This is a genomic window from Ruminiclostridium sufflavum DSM 19573 (assembly GCF_003208175.1).
GTDB lineage: Bacteria > Bacillota > Clostridia > Acetivibrionales > DSM-1351 > Ruminiclostridium > Ruminiclostridium sufflavum.
Genome location: NZ_QKMR01000001.1, coordinates 139,139 through 155,538 on the forward strand (window position 1 = coordinate 139,139; position 16,400 = coordinate 155,538).

Consider the following 16,400-nt stretch of genomic DNA (forward strand, 5'->3'; position numbering starts at 1 on the left):
TACAAATGTATACAGTACTTTTTAACATTTTTTACCATTATTATAAGCTTATCCCGTATATTTGTCAATATTTGTAACGTATAAAAATATTTGTAATTTATTGATTTAATTGTTACATTTTTACAAAGGTTTTAGGCTTTCTGCAGATAAAAGGCTTTTCTTAACATACAGCTAAAAAAAGCACCTGCCCAATATCAGGACAGGTACCTCATGTATGAAAAACTAAAAAATACGGCTTCTATATGCACTGCACCCCGGAGCCGCATGAGCTGTCTGCAACCAGCTGCCTTGCCACGCTGCTTACCTTTTCGCGGGTTTCCTCCAGCTCCCTTTCGGGATTGGACATATCCACTATACCGGCTCCCACTCTCACCCAGGTTTCATCTGGTGTCTGGAAAATACTCCTTAATACCAGAGCTGCATCCAAGGCTCCGTCGCTGTCATAGGTCATAACGCTTCCGCTGTATAAATCCCTCGGATTTTTCTCTATTCTTCCTATTGCCTCGATAGCTTCCCTTTTGGGAATTCCTGACGCAGTTACCGCGGGAAACAGCTTGCTGAGGGCATGCCAGGGATTCTTTCCCTCACTGAGCCTGCCCTTGAGTCTGGAACCCAAATGCTGTACAGTTCCCCGTTCAAGCACCGACATAAACTCCGTAACCATTACAGAACCCTCCTCACAAATCTGTGTCAGCTCCTCCTCTGCCAGCTTAACCGATATGGCATGCTCCGCGATTTCCTTTGTATCCTTCAGCAATTCATTTTTCAGCCTCATGTTTTCACCGGAGTTGTTTGTTAATGCTCTCGTCCCCGCAAGCGGAAAGGTAAATACCGTACCGTCAGCGGCAACCTCTGCAACCGTTTCCGGGCTGAAGCCAACAATCTCCAGTCCGTCAATTTCACATAAGTAGGATCTTGCAGGCGAATTTGCTTCTCTTCCCTTAACATATGTCTTTCTCATATCAAGCCTTTTATTCAAAGGAATCTTTCTTGACAAAATAACCTTTTGATATTTATTGCTTTTTATTTCTTTAACCCCGGCAGCTACAATTTCCTTATAGTAATCTCCGTCATACCGGATAACCTCCTGAGAATCCAGCAGTTCTCCGCTGTTATGCTCATATCTTGCGCACAAAGCATATTTAAGCTTCTTTTCCAGCAGCTCTATTTTTTCCTTGTTCAATGTACGGATTTGTATACCTTTGTTTAAAAGCCTGTATTCAGCCTCCGGAATAAACAAGCGTATAAGCTCCTCCTTCTCCTTGCCCATATCCAGCCCGTAAGTATATCTGGACAGGCCATAATTTGCATATCCGTATGCTCTCCAGCCATCAATCCTGATTTTTTTTAATGCACCGTAAACATCGGTACTAAAATCCTTTACCGGAATTGTTTCTTCTGTTGTTCCTTTTTTTATTGAAATTCCGGCACCCGTAATAATAATATCCGTATAGCTGCCTATACCTATTGAAACAGTCTCTCCGTTTTCATAAACACAATACGTGTCATTATCCTCACACAAGCAGGCTGCCAATATGTATTTGTTAAAGGGTCTTTCCGCATTAATGTGTTTTTCAGTGTATTTTATAGCTTCTGACAAAAGTTTTTCCTCCTTTATGTTTATATAAATTCATAAGTATATTTTGATTTGAAGGTGCAATTATTTACAATTTCCATCCAAGAGCCTTTTCCCTCACTCCTATAAAGTCCGCATAAAGCCCGCCGGACTTCATCAGCGTTTCGTGAGTGCCCTTCTGTACTATTCTCCCGTTATTCAGAACCAGAATCTGATTTGCTTTTTGAACCGTCTTTAAACGGTGCGCTATCATAATAATGGTTTTATCCTTTGTAAGAGCCTCTATTGCCGACTGCAGCCGGTCCTCATTCTCAGGGTCTATATTTGCGGTGGCTTCGTCAAAGATAATTACAGGCGCATCCTTCAGCATGGCACGTGCAATTGAAATTCTCTGCTTCTCACCTCCCGACAAGGAGGCTCCTCCCTCCCCGATTCTGGTATTATAGCCGTCGGGAAGAAGTCTTATAAAGTCGTCACAGCAAGCCTTTTTAGCGGCGGCAACCACTTCCTCACGGGTTGCCTCCGTTTTCCCGAATTTTATATTGTTTTCTATCGTATCCTCAAACAAATATACATTTTGAAATACCATGCTTACATTCCTCATGAGGCTGTCCAGACTGAAATCCTTAACATTTCTTCCTCCTATCAGAACCTCGCCGTAATCCGCATCCCAGAAGCGTGGAATAAGATTGCACAGGGTTGTTTTTCCGGAGCCAGAAGGACCTACAATTGCAGTAACCGTTTTTTCAGGTATATGTACCGTTATGTTGTCCAGAATTCTTCTTTTCCCGTAAGCAAAGGCTACCTTATTAAAGCTTATATCATGCTTTTCAAGAGATATTTCAGCTCCCCTTTCATCCATTACAGGAACCTCGTTTATCCTGTTTGCCCTGTCTATGGAGGTTTCAGTCAGGCGAAGAATTGCCGTTCCGCTTCCGGCTGCCTTTAGCTGCTCAAAAATGATAAAGGAGGCAATAAGCATCATAATGCAATTTATAAGCTCCATCCTGCCTGTTGTATACAGATAACAGGAAAAAAACATCATAATAACACTGAACATATGCAATACAATCTGCTGCAGGGCAGAAAACGGAACCATGCTTTTTTCCATTGCCAAATTTTTTCCGCAGCTCTCCTCTATGGACTTATCCACTCTTTTATCCCTCTTTGCTTCTAAATTAAAGGCTTTTACAACACTCATCCCCTGAACTGTCTCAAGAACCGCACTCACCAATTGCTGCTGCGCTTCCTGCCGCAAGGGAGCATCCTTTCTCGACCTTTTCTCCATTAATGAGGTTACCGCAAGGAATACTGCAATTCCTGCAAATACAACACATCCCATTCTCCAGTCAAAAATCATAATTGAAACGGCAAAAATAATGGCATTCAAAAAACCCCCAAGGGTGTTTACCAATATTATAGGCGCTGTATTTTCCACATCGCTCAATATAGTTGTGGCTATGGCGGTAATATCTCCCAGACTGTTTTTATTGAAAAAACCCATTGGAATTGCTTTAAGCTTGTTTCCAAGCTGGATTCTCTTTTCGGACGCCATAAAATATCCCGCATGGACACGCTGCAGCTGGGAATAGTACTGGGTAAGGATTTTCCCCAATATGCTTAAAAGCATAACCGCAGCTGCCTGTAACGCAGTCCGTACTCCGCTGCCCGAACCCAGCAGCGCAGATAGAACTATAAAAATTGCCCACAGCTGGAAAGCATTAAATACTGCATTCACTACACCCAGCACCAGCGACTTTTTTATATTGGACTGTTCCTTACCTGAAAATTCCCATATTTTTTTAAATACATTTAACATTTCAAATCACCATCCTTAGCACCGATATGAGCCTCCCACATTTCCCTGTACAAGCCTGATTTATTAAGCAGCTCACTGTGTTTTCCGGTACTTGCTATCACTCCGTCCTTCACAACCACAATCTGATCCGAGTCTGTAATGGTGGACAAGCGGTGCGCAATGACCAGCAGGGTCTTGCCTTTTACCAGCCTTGCGACTGCACTCTGAATAACTGCTTCATTTTCGGGATCAATATAAGCGGTCGCTTCATCAAGTATTACAACAGGCGCATTTTTAAGCATTGCCCTTGCAATGGCAATGCGCTGCCTTTCTCCTCCCGACAGACGGCCTCCTGCATCACCTACCCTTGTGTCATATCCGTTCTCCAGCTTTCTGATAAAAATATCACAGCCCGCCGCCTTTGCTGCTTCCTCCACTTCCCTGTCAGCCGCAGCCTTTTTACCCATTCGTATATTTTCCCGTATGGTATCATCAAAAAGATAATTATCCTGAGCCACATATGCTATCTTATCCGCCAGCTGCCACTGGGGTATTTCTCTTATATCTCTTCCTCCAAGGGTGATTCTTCCTTCGCTAACATCCCAAAAGCCTGCAATCAGCTTTGCTATGGTTGACTTGCCGCTGCCGGATGGGCCTACCAATGCTGTAACGGTTCCCGGCGTAATTGACAGGCTTACGCCGTTCAGAGCTTTTTCAGGCGAATCCTCCCTGTAAGAAAAGCAAACCCTTTCAAGCCTTATATTTAAGTCTTTTATAAGTACTTCCTTATCAGGTCTGATTAATTCAGGTGCGTCCAATATGCCGCAGATTTCATTTGCTATGGTGCCGACACCGGCCAATTGGTCCACATAGCCGGTAGCCGCAATTATAGGCCCCACCACTCCCAGCGATAAAATGATTACGGTTATAAAATCAGCTGCCGGAAGTGAAGAATTTAAAAAGAAAAGAAAGCCTATCGGCAGAACAGAAATCAATACTGCCGGACATATTGTGTTATATGACGCCATATACCATTGACAGCTCTTCATCCATTGATAAAAGTAACTTGCATTTCTTACAACCGCATCACTGTATTTTTTATAGGAGGAGGCACTTTGACTGAATGCCTTTATTACCTCTATCCCATTTACATATTCGACAATCGCATTTGTCATATCACGGTTTGTTTTGACTGATTCCTTATATTTTTCAGGGTATGTTTTCATTGCCCCCATCATAAAAACCATAGCAACAGGTATTGTGACCAGAGAGAGCAAGGCCATTCTCCAATCCAGCACAAATAAATAGGCCAGTATAAGCAGAGGCACCAGTATATTTGCCGTCATCTCCGGCAGAAGGTGTGCCAAAGGCGTTTCAAGGCTTTCCGCTCTGTCCACTATAGTGTCCTTGAACTGCCCCGAGGGCGTATCAAGGATGTTTCCCATAGGCATTCTTGATAATTTTGCTACCAGCTGCTTCCGTATATCCCTTATGGTCGTGAAGGTCGCCTTGTGGGAAATGGAGGTAGACCAGCCGGAAAATATTACCTTTAAAATATAGCCTAATGCAGCTGCCGCACACCAAAAGGACAAATACTGCATGCTTTTCTGACCTGATATCAAATACACCGTCATTTTAACTGCCGCCAGATAGGGCAGCATACCTAAAACGACACTCAGCACGGATAATCCGATTGAGCCTGCAAACATACCCTTGTACGGAGAAGAATACTTTTTAAAGAGTCTTTTAAAATTTTCATTCATGTTTCATTCTTCCTTTCAAATTCAGGAGTACACTCCTGTTCTAACCTGATTAAGCCTTTATACCTGCAGCCGCAGCCGCGCAAGACATCAAAAAGCCTGCGGATCATTTCAGCAGCCCGGACAATTCCTCCGCATAAACGGCATTTTCTATACAGCTGAAGTGATCTCCGTTAATTTCAGTAATAGAAAAGTCTCCCATGCAGATGTCCTTCCATTTTCCTATCATCTCAATCAGATATTTATACATACCTGCCTTTTCCTTGACGGAAAAATAGCGGATATTTCCGAAGTATATCCCGGGCGTGACATATACATGGAAGGACTGCTTAAATATTCCGAAAAGCCTGACCATAGAAGCCATTTCAAAATCCTTTCCCGTTTTCAGCTTGTATCTCTTCTGATAGTATTCGAGCCTTTCCTCCTGCTTCATTTTTCTCAGCTCATAAAATATCGAATCAGGGGTTTTCCCGCTGTTCATTTGATAGAATTCCAGAATGCCGTCTGTCTTTAGAAGCATGTTTCCCGATTTCACCATATCATCCATCAGGCGTTCCATAACCTTTGCGCTGTCAAAGCCAAAGTCCTCTAGAGACAAGCCAATAATATTGGCAAACATCATTTCATATGTAAATTCTTCTGTAACGGTAATGGGCATTGAGCCTCCGTCGATTACACACACATCATCCACAGCTATGCCTCTTTCCATCAGCCTTTTTGCAATCTCAACAGCTATGGTGCCGCTGTAGCAGTAGCCGATAAGCTGAATTCTTTTCATTTCTGTTCCTATGATAATATCGGTGTAGGTATCTGCCAGAAAGCCAAGTATCTCATCCTCTTTCAGACTGCAGTATTTTTCCGTATCCGCCAGCCCTATAGCCATAATCCTTCCTTGATTCTGCTCCGCCAGATATTTTCCCAGATGAACATAGTTTTCTATTATACCCAGCCCATTGTGAATAAGCACGCGAAGTCTGTCACCGTTATCTCCTCCGAAATCCTTTGTATACGCAAAGGGCTTTTCCTCATCTTTTCGGGCCGGTTCAGCTTCCTTGCTTCCGTCTGCTATGATAAACTCTTCCAGCTTTTTAATTACAGGTGTATTCAGAATTTGTCTTAACAGCTTTTCAAAAGGAATGTCAGCGTTGATTTCATTTCTGATTTTTGCGGCTGCCTGAGCCATACTCAAGGAATCCGCCCCGTAATCATACAGATTGTCATCGCTGTAAATACCGCTGCATTTAAGAGTTCCCTCAAAGATTTCCGCCAGCTTTTTCTCCAGCTCCGAGGAAGGCGGCAATCCCGTTTTATCTGCTTGTTTTTTTCCGGCGAAATCCTTATACATTGCCAAGGCTTGCTTTCTGTCAAGCTTGCCGTTGTCCGTCAGGGGCATTTTATCAACAAACAGGATATTTCTGGGAATCATGTATTCCGGCAGCAATTCCTTCAAATTCTCTGTCAGCTGCCCCTCATCAAGCCATGCCTTATCCTGCTTAAACGGCTTAATAAACAGATTCAGGCCGAGCTTGCTTTCTCTTATGTTATCTGCTTCCGGCACACAGAATAATTCTTCTGATGCTCCATAGCCCGAAAGAAAGGCTTTCCACTTATGCTGATTCATAAACACAATATCCCGCCTGAATTCATCCTCCCCTTCCTCCATCATCAAGGCCTGAGAAGCCAAAAGCCATTCTTCCTCTCTCAGAGGCGCAGTGAACAAAAGATATCCCTTCGGCGCTAAAAGCTCTTCCACCCGGGCCATGCTTTTTTCAAGATCATGGGCATTTTCAAGAACAAAAGCACCTGCAACAATATCATAGGAATTTGGCTTGAAGCCCTGTTCACGGATATCCTTATTTATGTCAAGCTCACGGAAGGTCACATTGCCGCACTTCTCAAACCTGCTTCTGGCATCTGCAAAGAAATATTTGCTGATATCCGTATAGCAGTACTCACAAGCCCTCCCCTTCATTGCCTCAAGCAGAATCTCCGTAGTTGCTCCCGAGCCTGCTCCTATTTCCAGTATTCTCAAGGTCCTTCCTTTTCGCTTTTCAGACAGCCTTACAATAAATTCTGCCATACACCGGTTTAAAAATGCGGTGATTGCGTTATCCCTGTATAAGGCTCTAACATATTCATTACTGCCGTCGGGATACAATATCCCCAAGGGATCAAGCTTCCCCTCAAGAATAGGTATAATATTTTTCGCATTCTTTTCAATATAAAGATTTATTTTTTCATCCCCCAGAGATGCCTGCCAGCAATCATGCAAGCCCTTCCAGCCTTCCTCCAGCAGCTCCCTGCATATGTCCTCCCCTGCGGTATATGCGCTTCCGTCAAAAGTAACCAGACCGTTATCCAGCAAGCTTTTGAGCCATGGCTTTATAAGCCACCTGAACCGGGGAAGCCCCGTAAATTTATCCGTTATATCGCTTTCCTTGCAGCTTTTGCCCTTCACCAGCAGGCCCATTTGCTGAAAGCTGTATAGTATGGCTTCTGCCGAAAGCCTGTTTCTCTCAGCCAATACAAAAAGCTCCTTGTCATTGAGGCTCTTTGGAAGGCTATTATCAGGAACCAAGCCCGAAACAAGGCTTCTGAATTCTTCCTTTTGCAAGCCTTGCAGCTCCTGACTCTCCTTTGCAGCCTCCACCGCAGCGCCCAATTCGTTATTTTCCGCAAACACCGCACAGGTGTTGACCTGCGGCTGTGCCTCCATGGCCTTTTCTATTTCGCCCAGCTCTATTCTGTGACCGTATATCTTGACCTGATTATCCTCGCGGCCTAAAAATTCTATCCTGCCTCCGGGCAGATATCTGCCTGTATCTCCTGTTCTGTACATCCTCTGCCCTGTCGCAGGATTCTTAAAAAATCTGCTGCCTGTCAGCTCAGTATCATTATAATACTCTTCTGCCAGCCCCTTTCCGCTGATATAAATATCCCCCTTTACCCAGACGGGACAATTTTCCAGACGGCTGTCCAGTACCATAAAGCTTTGGTTTGCCAGAGGTATTCCGTAAGGGATACTGCTCCACCCCTTTCCGCAGCCGGTATATATATGGAAAATAGACCATATTGAGGCCTCAGTGGCACCGCCCATGCAAATCACCTCCGCACAGGGGCATAATTTATGTATTCTGTCCGGCATGCCAAGCGGAATCCAGTCACCTGAAAGAAATACCTTTTTAAGGTTCAGCTGAATTTCCATATTCTCGGTATGGGAAAGCAGCATGTTCATAAGAGCCGGAACACTATTCCAGACAGTAATCCCGTACTTTTGCAGCAGCTCCAGCCAATGGGCCGGGTTCATATATTCCTCATGACCGGGATATATGACTGTTCCCCCTGCCGATAAAATACCGAATATATCATAGACCGACAAATCAAAATTTAACTTTGATATTCCGAATATACTGTCTTTACCGCCCACAGCAAATCTTGCATTTATATCCCTGATTGTATTGAAGGCTGCTCTATGGCTTATAACGACTCCCTTTGGCCGTCCTGTTGAACCGGAGGTAAATATTATATACGCTTTATCCTCCGGGCTGTGCTCTCCTATCTGAAATTTTTCCCGCAGTCCGCTCTGCTCTGTCTCATCAATACAAATGGTTTTATACTGCGGCGCATATCTGCTCTTATATTCCTTTGCCGTCAATATAATATCCGCGCTGATATCCTTAAGAATTTCCTCCTGCCTTTTTTTTGCCTGATCTGCCTCTACCGGTACATATACACCTCCCATATACAGGCTTCCCAATACGGCGGCAACCTGATGCCTGCTTTTTTTCATAATTACCGCGATATTTTCCCCGGCTTTCCCTCCGTTTTTCACAATTTTCTCCGCTATGGTTTCAGCCATGGCATGAAGCTCCCCATAGGTGTATGCTCCCTCCGTATCAACAGCGGCAATTTTGCCGGGATGTTTGCTTACATTATCTATAAAGTCCTGATAAAGAAGCTTTTCTTCTGTTTCAGTATAAGTGTTATTGACGCTTTCTCTTTCGTCAAGCTGCCATACAGGCAGTGAAACAACAGCCTCCGTTTTCTTCCAGCTCTGCTCTGATTCTGAAAGCTCCTCAAGAAGCCTTTGAAATGCTCCGAACATATCTTCTGTCATTTCCTCAGGAAACAGCTCCTCCCTGTAATCCCAATTAGCCTGCATTCCGAATTCCCCGTCCATGACCTGACAGTCTATGAAAACCTGAGGGGTCTGGGATATTCCCTGCTTCTCAAAGCTTCCTTTCAAGCGGCTGTTTTCTCCCAGCAGTCCTATGGCACTCGTAAAAACAAAGGGCATAAGCACAGGATTGCCTTTATTCCTCCTTGAAAGCTCTCTCAGAACCTCCACTCCGCTGAAAAGGTTGTGGTCAAGGTCCTCAAACAAGCCCTTGTTGGTATTTTTCACAGCTTCGTAAAAGCTTTTCTTTACAGTGTGGTCAATTTCAATCAGCTCGAGAGTGGTAAAATCTCCCACAACCTTTCCAATATCGGGATGAACCGGCTTTCTGGAAAGCACAGTCATATTAAGAGAAAAGCGGGAGCTTCCGCTCCACCTTTCCAGCACATGGGCATAGACCTCCAATACAGCCGCCGTTGGCGTAACTCCATATTTCCGTGCAAAATCCTTAAAGGAATTCCAGCTTTTCGGAGGCAGAAGGAGAGACTTTCTCCTGAAAGCCCCACCTTCGGAATACCTGCTTGACAAAGGCAGCTCAGGAGCAGAAGGTATTTTTTCAATTTTCTCCAGCCAGTATGCCTTGTCTCTCTCATAGCCCGCTCCCTTTTTTTCCTCTTTTTCATATAAAATATAGTCCCTGAATTGTATGCCCGGAAGAGAAAGCTCCTTATCAGGCTCAAAATATAAGGCTTCAAATTCTGAAAGCAGCATCCAGATACTGGTCCAATCTGCTATAAGGAATTCAATGGAAAAATGCATAACAGTCTTTTTGCTGTATTCTGATAAGGCTATACCGAACATAGGCCATTCTCCGGGCTGATACACCCTTCTCTTCATCTTTTCTATGTATTCCTCCGCCTCTGCATTTATTTCAGCTCCAAGCTTAAAGCAGGGAATATCCAATTCAGGCACCTGCCGCAAAACGATCTGGCTTCCTTCCTGCTGAATCACAGCTCTCAGCATATCGTGACGCTCAATGAGCTTTTTCCATGCACTTTTAACCCCTATGTGCTCCAGCCTGTCATAGGTAAGCTCCAAATAAATATGGCAGGCAACCCCTCCGTACTGAAAAGCATCGTTTCGCCCGAATAAATATGCTGCCTGCACATTAGAAAGCGGAAAAGGCTCATACCTGTCCGTCTTGTTTATATAAAGCTCAGCCGGCGGTCCCTCCAGACTTTGTAAAATGTCGGCCTTAAACCTTTTCAAGCCGTCTATAAGCTGAGGCGTCATTTCCCTGCCAATTGTTCTGTACTTTAGTTTTTCTCCCTCCTTGAAAAGCCTGATATTATTTTCCCTGCAATATTCCAATACACGTTCAGCGCTAACAAACTCCATTTTGTCCCTCCTATATAAGTTCAGATTTCCCCTTCTTCCTCAATTTCCGCAAGACCGCTGCCAGCCTCCGAGGAAACAATCACCTCAACAAGACTATCCATTGATAAAAGCTGTTCCATTACAGGCATAACCTTTTCACAGCGGCCCAATGTGTAAGCACCCTCCGGCAGCATATTTTCATGCAATAAATGAGCGGTAATCGCGGCAGCGGCCCCTGTCAGCTTTTCAGGCGAACCGGCTTTTACTGTCATCCTTCTTGTTTCCTTACCTCCCTCAAGCTCCGCTTCCATTTTTACATAGGAACAGCCTCCGTATAATAAATCCAGTGCCGAAGCTTTTCTCAAAGCCTCAACAGCCTCCCGCGGATTTTCCTTATACAGCTCTCTTGCCGATGTCAGCATTTTCAGAGTATATTCCCCTCTGATAACCATGTTCCACCGGCCTTCCTCCAGCCTGAGCGTATCAGTAAGATATCCGGCTTCCCTGTCAAAGTACGGGAACACCTGCCTGTCAGCCTTGAAGCCTTCCTCCTGCAGAACCGTTCCGCATACAGGCTCCAGCCTGCCTCTTTTCCATTCAACCATCAGATATTTGTCCTGCTCAAACAGCCCTTCAAGATATTCCTTTGCTGCCGCGGCTGTAAAGCTTCCCCTTGCTTCATATGAAAAATTCAGTTTTTCCGGCTTTTCCATCTGCCCTGCCAGATATCTGGGCATGAGAGCCGACAGCCCCGGAAGGCTTCCTGCCGCAAAAACAGCTGCTGCCACTTTATTTGTCAGCTTTTTGGCAGCGAACACATTTTCACTTATATCCGCATATTTTACCTTGCTGCCTTTTATTCCGTCTGCCAAGGCGGCAATATCAAGAGCAGCACCGGTACAGTTAATAACTGTGCCGCAGCGCTCAAGCAGCTGCCTTACCTCAGCATAATCCGATATATCAAGAGCCTGCACCTCAATATCCTGAAAAAAGCTCTGCTTTACAAGCCCCATGCTGTCAGGCTTTCTTCCCGCAGCCATAATTTCATAACCATAAAGGTTCTTTAATATTTTGGCAGCCTCAAAACCTATGCTGCCATAGCCCCCGATAATTCCAATCATATTTCTCCCTCAACAAGCTCCTTGAGCTCTTCTGTCTTTTCCTCAATAAGCTTTGACATTTCATGCAATTTGGGCTTGTCAAAAATCTCCCCCAGCTTTAGCTCTATGTTAAACTCATTCATAACGCTATGTATAAAACGTGTGGCAATAAGACTGTCTCCGCCCATTTCAAAAAAATCACCCTCTCGGCCTGCACCTTCAATACCCATTACCCTTGACCATAAATCCGAAACCTTTTTCTCCGTAGCTGTAAGCGTCCTCTTGCCCTCAGCATTATGCAAAGCCTTTCTCCTTCCGGGGTTAACCTTTTTTCTGTCTGTCTTTCCGTTGCTGTTTAAAGGAAATTCCCTGAAATAATAGTATGCCCCCGGCTGCATATACTCCGGCAGCTTAGCCTTCATATACTGCCTTATGTCCGCCTCTGCCAGACCGGCCCCGCAGCCTCCCTTGTATGCCTCGAAAATTATGAAGGCGCCTGCTGCATAGTTTCTGATTAACGACCTCTCAAAATTAGTCCTTTCAAAGGCCTTTTTCCATTCCTCCGCCTTCAAAAAGGGACTGTACTTTTTACTCCTTTTGCTCCAGTACTTTTCAAAACCGTTTTCAAGAATGGCGGAGCTTATCAGAGCCATTGCTTCCATATCCGTATATTCCATACCAAGAAATATTCCATCCTTTTTCAGCAGCATATCCGCTGTTTGAAGCCCTGCATGACAATCCTGATACTGGTGCAGTGAATTGACAGCCACAATATAGTCAAAAGCTTCTGCAAGACCGCCGTCAATATAATTCCCTGCCAGCTGTCTGAATTGAAGCCCTTTTCCTACGCCCAGTGCTTCCTTTGCAAGCTCCAGCATGCCGAGAGATTGGTCAAACAGCACAATATCATACTTCTCTCTTAATTTTTCTATCAGCCCTTTCAGTAAATAACCGCTTCTGATATTCAGAAAGCCTATCCTCTTCCGAAGTGCTATTCCTATTCCTTTTCCTTCATCTGAGAAGTATCTTTCCATATAGTCCATATACCTGTGTATTATTTCACTGGAAGCAAGCAGCTTTTCGGGATTGAAGGCGGATATCCCCAGCAGGTCGTTTATTGGCTGTTTCCCTGTCAGAACAGCTATAACCGTATCCCGTTCCCTTAATATCTCACCGGCTAAAGCGGTTTTATCCTGACTTCCTTCCGAAACCTCCCTCCATCTGGCTCCTTCCGAAAATCCATCTCCATGACGGCTGATAACCCTTCTTTTTTCAAGCCAGTCAAAAATACATTCAACTGCAGCCTTAAGCTCATAGCGCTGCATATGCTCCTGCATATTTTGAGGAACTCCCTCTGAAAGCAAAAGCATAAGAATACACTTTTCAACTGCTCTGTTCCGTTCCTCTCTGTCTTTATCACAGCTTTCATACAGGCCTTCGTTCAGCAGCTCTGTTTTCTGATTTTCTCCTCCGAAACGCGGTACTATGGAAGCAGTCAAGGATTTTTTTGCCTCCTTATCCACCGACACCACAGCATCTCTTATATACTCCAGCCTTTTTAAAACATTTTCTATTTCTCCCAGTTCAATTCGGAAACCGCTGATTTTTACCTGATGATCCATACGTCCGAGAAATTCAACTGTTCCGTCACCGTTATACCTTGCCTTATCACCGGTTCTATACCATTTCTCGCCTTCAAGCCTCAAGAACCTTTCTTTTGTCAGCTCCGGCTGATTCAGATAGCCCAGCGCAACGCCTTTCCCTCCGATCCACAGCTCCCCCGGTACATAATCCGGACAATCCCTTCCTTTATAATCCACCACTCTCAGCTTTTGATTCGCCAGAGGCTTTCCATAAGGAACCGCTTCACAGCCTTCCCCCATAGCCTCCATATCAAAATAATTTGACCATATGGCGGCTTCTGTCGCCCCCCCCATGGCAATTACCCTGCAAGCACTTGTAAAGCTTAGAGTTCTGCTGTAAGCATCCGGCATAACCCAATCACCTGAAAGAAACACCTTTTTAAGAGAAACTTCCTTTTTCTGCTGCTCTATAACTGTCAGCAGCATTTCATACAGGGTAGGTACGGAATTCCAGACAGAAACAGCATTTTCAGTTATATATCGAAACCACATATGCGGCTCTTTTTTGTCCTTTTCATCGGGAATAACTATACAGCCTCCGCAGTTAAGCATTCCGAACAGGTCATACACCGAAAGGTCAAAGCTCAGCTCCGATACGGCAAGAACACAGTCCTCACCCGTAACAGAAAATCTCCTGTTTATATCCTCTATGGTATTAAAGGCACTCTCATGAGATACCACGACCCCCTTCGGCTTTCCTGTGGAGCCGGATGTAAAAATCACATAAGCAGCATTATCGGGGGATAGAAGCCTTGGCTCTGTGTCCGGGCTGTATTCCTCATGCTCTTTGAATAGAATAACCTCAGTTTTCTCTTCTAATTGGCAGCTCTTTTCCTGTGCCAGCAAATATGGAATTTCTCCGATTTCCAAAATATCCCGCACTCTGTCCGCAGGCTGGTCAAAGCTTATCGGAACATATACCGCTCCTGCCGACAAAATACCCAATACCGCCAGAATCTGATCCCTGCCCTTTGGAAGCATTACCGCAACCTTATCCTCCATCTTTACTCCATGCTGCTTCAGCATATGTACAACCCTCAGTACTTGGTTGCGCAGAGCCTTATAATCCATTTTCTGTCTTATGTCCCCTTCATACCAAATCAGGGCGGTTCTGCCGTCCCTGTCCGGGTCAGCCTTAAATAAGCTCTCATGCAGGCACTTAGCTTTTATAAAGGCAGCTGTGCTGTTTGCCTTTTCCCTTTTTTCCGCTTGATGTGCGGGAAGCAAACTGTAACCGTCTTTCCGCTCTATGCATATTCCGGTAAACAGACGGCGGTATACCTCCTCCACATCAGCTTCTGCATATACTTCCCCGCTGCCCTCCGTTTCAATGATAACGGCAAAGCGGTCCTCTTCTTCTCTTATGGAAAGCTTCCAGCCCTTAAGCATTATCCCTTTATCCTTTACAAGGCTTTTAGCAGCGGCAAACCTATCCTCCCATCTTTCTGCATTGTGCCATACATTCTCACCGGAATTCCAAATGTTGTATAGCTCAAGACCTATTGCCAGCAATATAATTGAATCCGGATACTCCGGACTTATTTTCCTCTTCCGTATCTCATCCTTATACATAACAACAGAGCATATCATCCCAGCCGCCTCCTTAGCCTCATACATCCCATTCCCCGTAAATCAGGGCCTTGATATATGTAATGTAGTCTGAAAAAATCTCTTCTATATACTTGTCACCAAGAGCCTCCCTCACATAATCCCAGCTCAGGTGAAGAAAGCCTTCATCATCTCTTGCCTGATGATCCAGCATCACCTGCGGAGTCTGGCTGATTGCAAAGCTCTCCTTAAATTCCTTTTCCTCGTTTTTCAAAGCACCCTGAAGAACTCCTGTAAAAACTACAGGCATAACCGCTTTCCCTGCCATACTTCTTCCGGGATTTCTCAATATCTTTGTACCGTCATACATCCTGTACTGAATAAGCCTCCATAATTGCTTCTGAGTATCTCTTATCTCCTCCTTGAAAGCTTTCTCCGGCTCTCCCCAAAAGGAAGCAAAGCCTATGTTGGTGAAATCCCCCAGCACCCTTTCGATATCCTCATGCACAGGATTGCGGTTAAAAAGCGTCAGATTAAGGGTAAAAGCCCTGTTGACACTGTACCTTCTCAATATTCTGGCAAAAGCTGTGCAAATTACCGCCGCCGGTGTGAAATTAAAGCTTTTGACCTTTAAATACAAAAGCTCCGTTTCCTCTTTTGAAAATTTATAGTCCAGACGTTCAAAATGAGGAATATCAATTTCGGAAAAACCTTTCTCGAGCTTCAGAACAGGTCTTTCCGGCATCTTTTCAGCTTTTCCCTGCCAATATTCCATTGCCGCGGCAATATTTTTATTGTCCTTCTCATATACCCTTGATAGCTCAAGATACCTGCGAAAGCTTATCCGGGGATAGCTGACTTCCTTTCCCGAATACCTGAGAAAAATTTGATCCAGCATCATTTTTGCACTCCAGGCATCCAGTATTATGCAGTCAAAGCTTACATGCAAAATGTCCTCTCCCTCTTCAAGTCCTGTGACCTGAAAATTAATCATAGGCCATTCCCCGTAACGGTATCTGTAATTTCTCCAATACCCACGGACCTCTTCCAATTCCTTTGTGTCCCTCCCCCTGCTTACCGGAATAGTCACCTGCGGGACGTCAGACAGCTCCTTCTGATATCCCTGGGAATCAATTACTGTTCTCAAGGCACCATTGTTTCTGACAACTTCATTAACAGCCTGCTCCAGTCTGCAAGTATCAATATTTTTATGCCTGTATTCCACATAATATTGGGCATGTATATTCCCAAGCTCGCATTCTGCGGTGCTTCCTGCGAAATAAGCATGCTGGATGGATGTAAGCTCATACCGGCGGTTTTTCAGATATGCTATAATTTCTTCCTTATTTTGCCTGAGCTCATTTAATATATCTTCTGAAAGCCTTTCCTTCTGACCTCTGAATTTCAGCTTCTCACCCTCCAGCCATAGCTGTATTCCCTGACTTCTGTATGCCTCAAGCCTGCTTTCCATTTTGACCTCC

Annotated in this window: 7 protein-coding genes; all 7 read right to left on the reverse strand. The window is 44.5% G+C overall.

Going from position 1 to position 16,400, the window contains the following annotated elements:
* Positions 1-238 precede the first annotated feature (238 nt).
* The 7 genes from LY28_RS00595 to LY28_RS00625 all read right to left on the reverse strand — a co-directional run bounded on the left by LY28_RS00595 (position 239) and on the right by LY28_RS00625 (position 16,390).
* Positions 239-1,600, reverse strand: coding sequence for a salicylate synthase (locus LY28_RS00595; protein WP_242981106.1), 1,362 nt, complete (start codon positions 1,598-1,600; stop codon positions 239-241).
* A 64-nt stretch (positions 1,601-1,664) separates the two neighbouring features.
* A complete protein-coding gene (locus tag LY28_RS00600; protein ID WP_110460223.1) occupies positions 1,665-3,395 on the reverse strand; it encodes an ABC transporter ATP-binding protein in 1,731 nt (576 codons plus the stop codon).
* Positions 3,389-5,137 carry an ABC transporter ATP-binding protein gene (locus tag LY28_RS00605; protein ID WP_110460224.1) on the reverse strand — a complete coding sequence of 583 codons (1,749 nt, stop codon included), beginning with the start codon at positions 5,135-5,137 and terminating at the stop codon, positions 3,389-3,391. Before LY28_RS00605 ends, LY28_RS00600 begins: the two co-directional genes overlap by 7 nt.
* 103 nt (positions 5,138-5,240) lie before the next feature.
* The gene (locus LY28_RS00610; RefSeq protein ID WP_110460225.1) at positions 5,241-10,649 is read right to left on the reverse strand and encodes a non-ribosomal peptide synthetase; all 5,409 of its coding nucleotides are present in this window, start codon (positions 10,647-10,649) and stop codon (positions 5,241-5,243) included.
* Between the two features lie 20 nt (positions 10,650-10,669).
* Positions 10,670-11,749 (reverse strand): saccharopine dehydrogenase family protein, encoded by a 1,080-nt coding sequence (locus LY28_RS00615; protein ID WP_110460226.1) that lies wholly within the window; start codon positions 11,747-11,749, stop codon positions 10,670-10,672.
* Positions 11,746-14,988, reverse strand: coding sequence for an amino acid adenylation domain-containing protein (locus LY28_RS00620; RefSeq protein WP_110460227.1), 3,243 nt, complete (start codon positions 14,986-14,988; stop codon positions 11,746-11,748). The genes LY28_RS00615 and LY28_RS00620 overlap by 4 nt, the downstream gene beginning before the upstream one ends.
* Complete coding sequence (locus LY28_RS00625; RefSeq protein ID WP_110460228.1) at positions 14,981-16,390, reverse strand: condensation domain-containing protein; 1,410 nt, start codon at positions 16,388-16,390, stop codon at positions 14,981-14,983. The genes LY28_RS00620 and LY28_RS00625 overlap by 8 nt, the downstream gene beginning before the upstream one ends.
* Between the last annotated feature and the right edge of the window lie 10 nt (positions 16,391-16,400).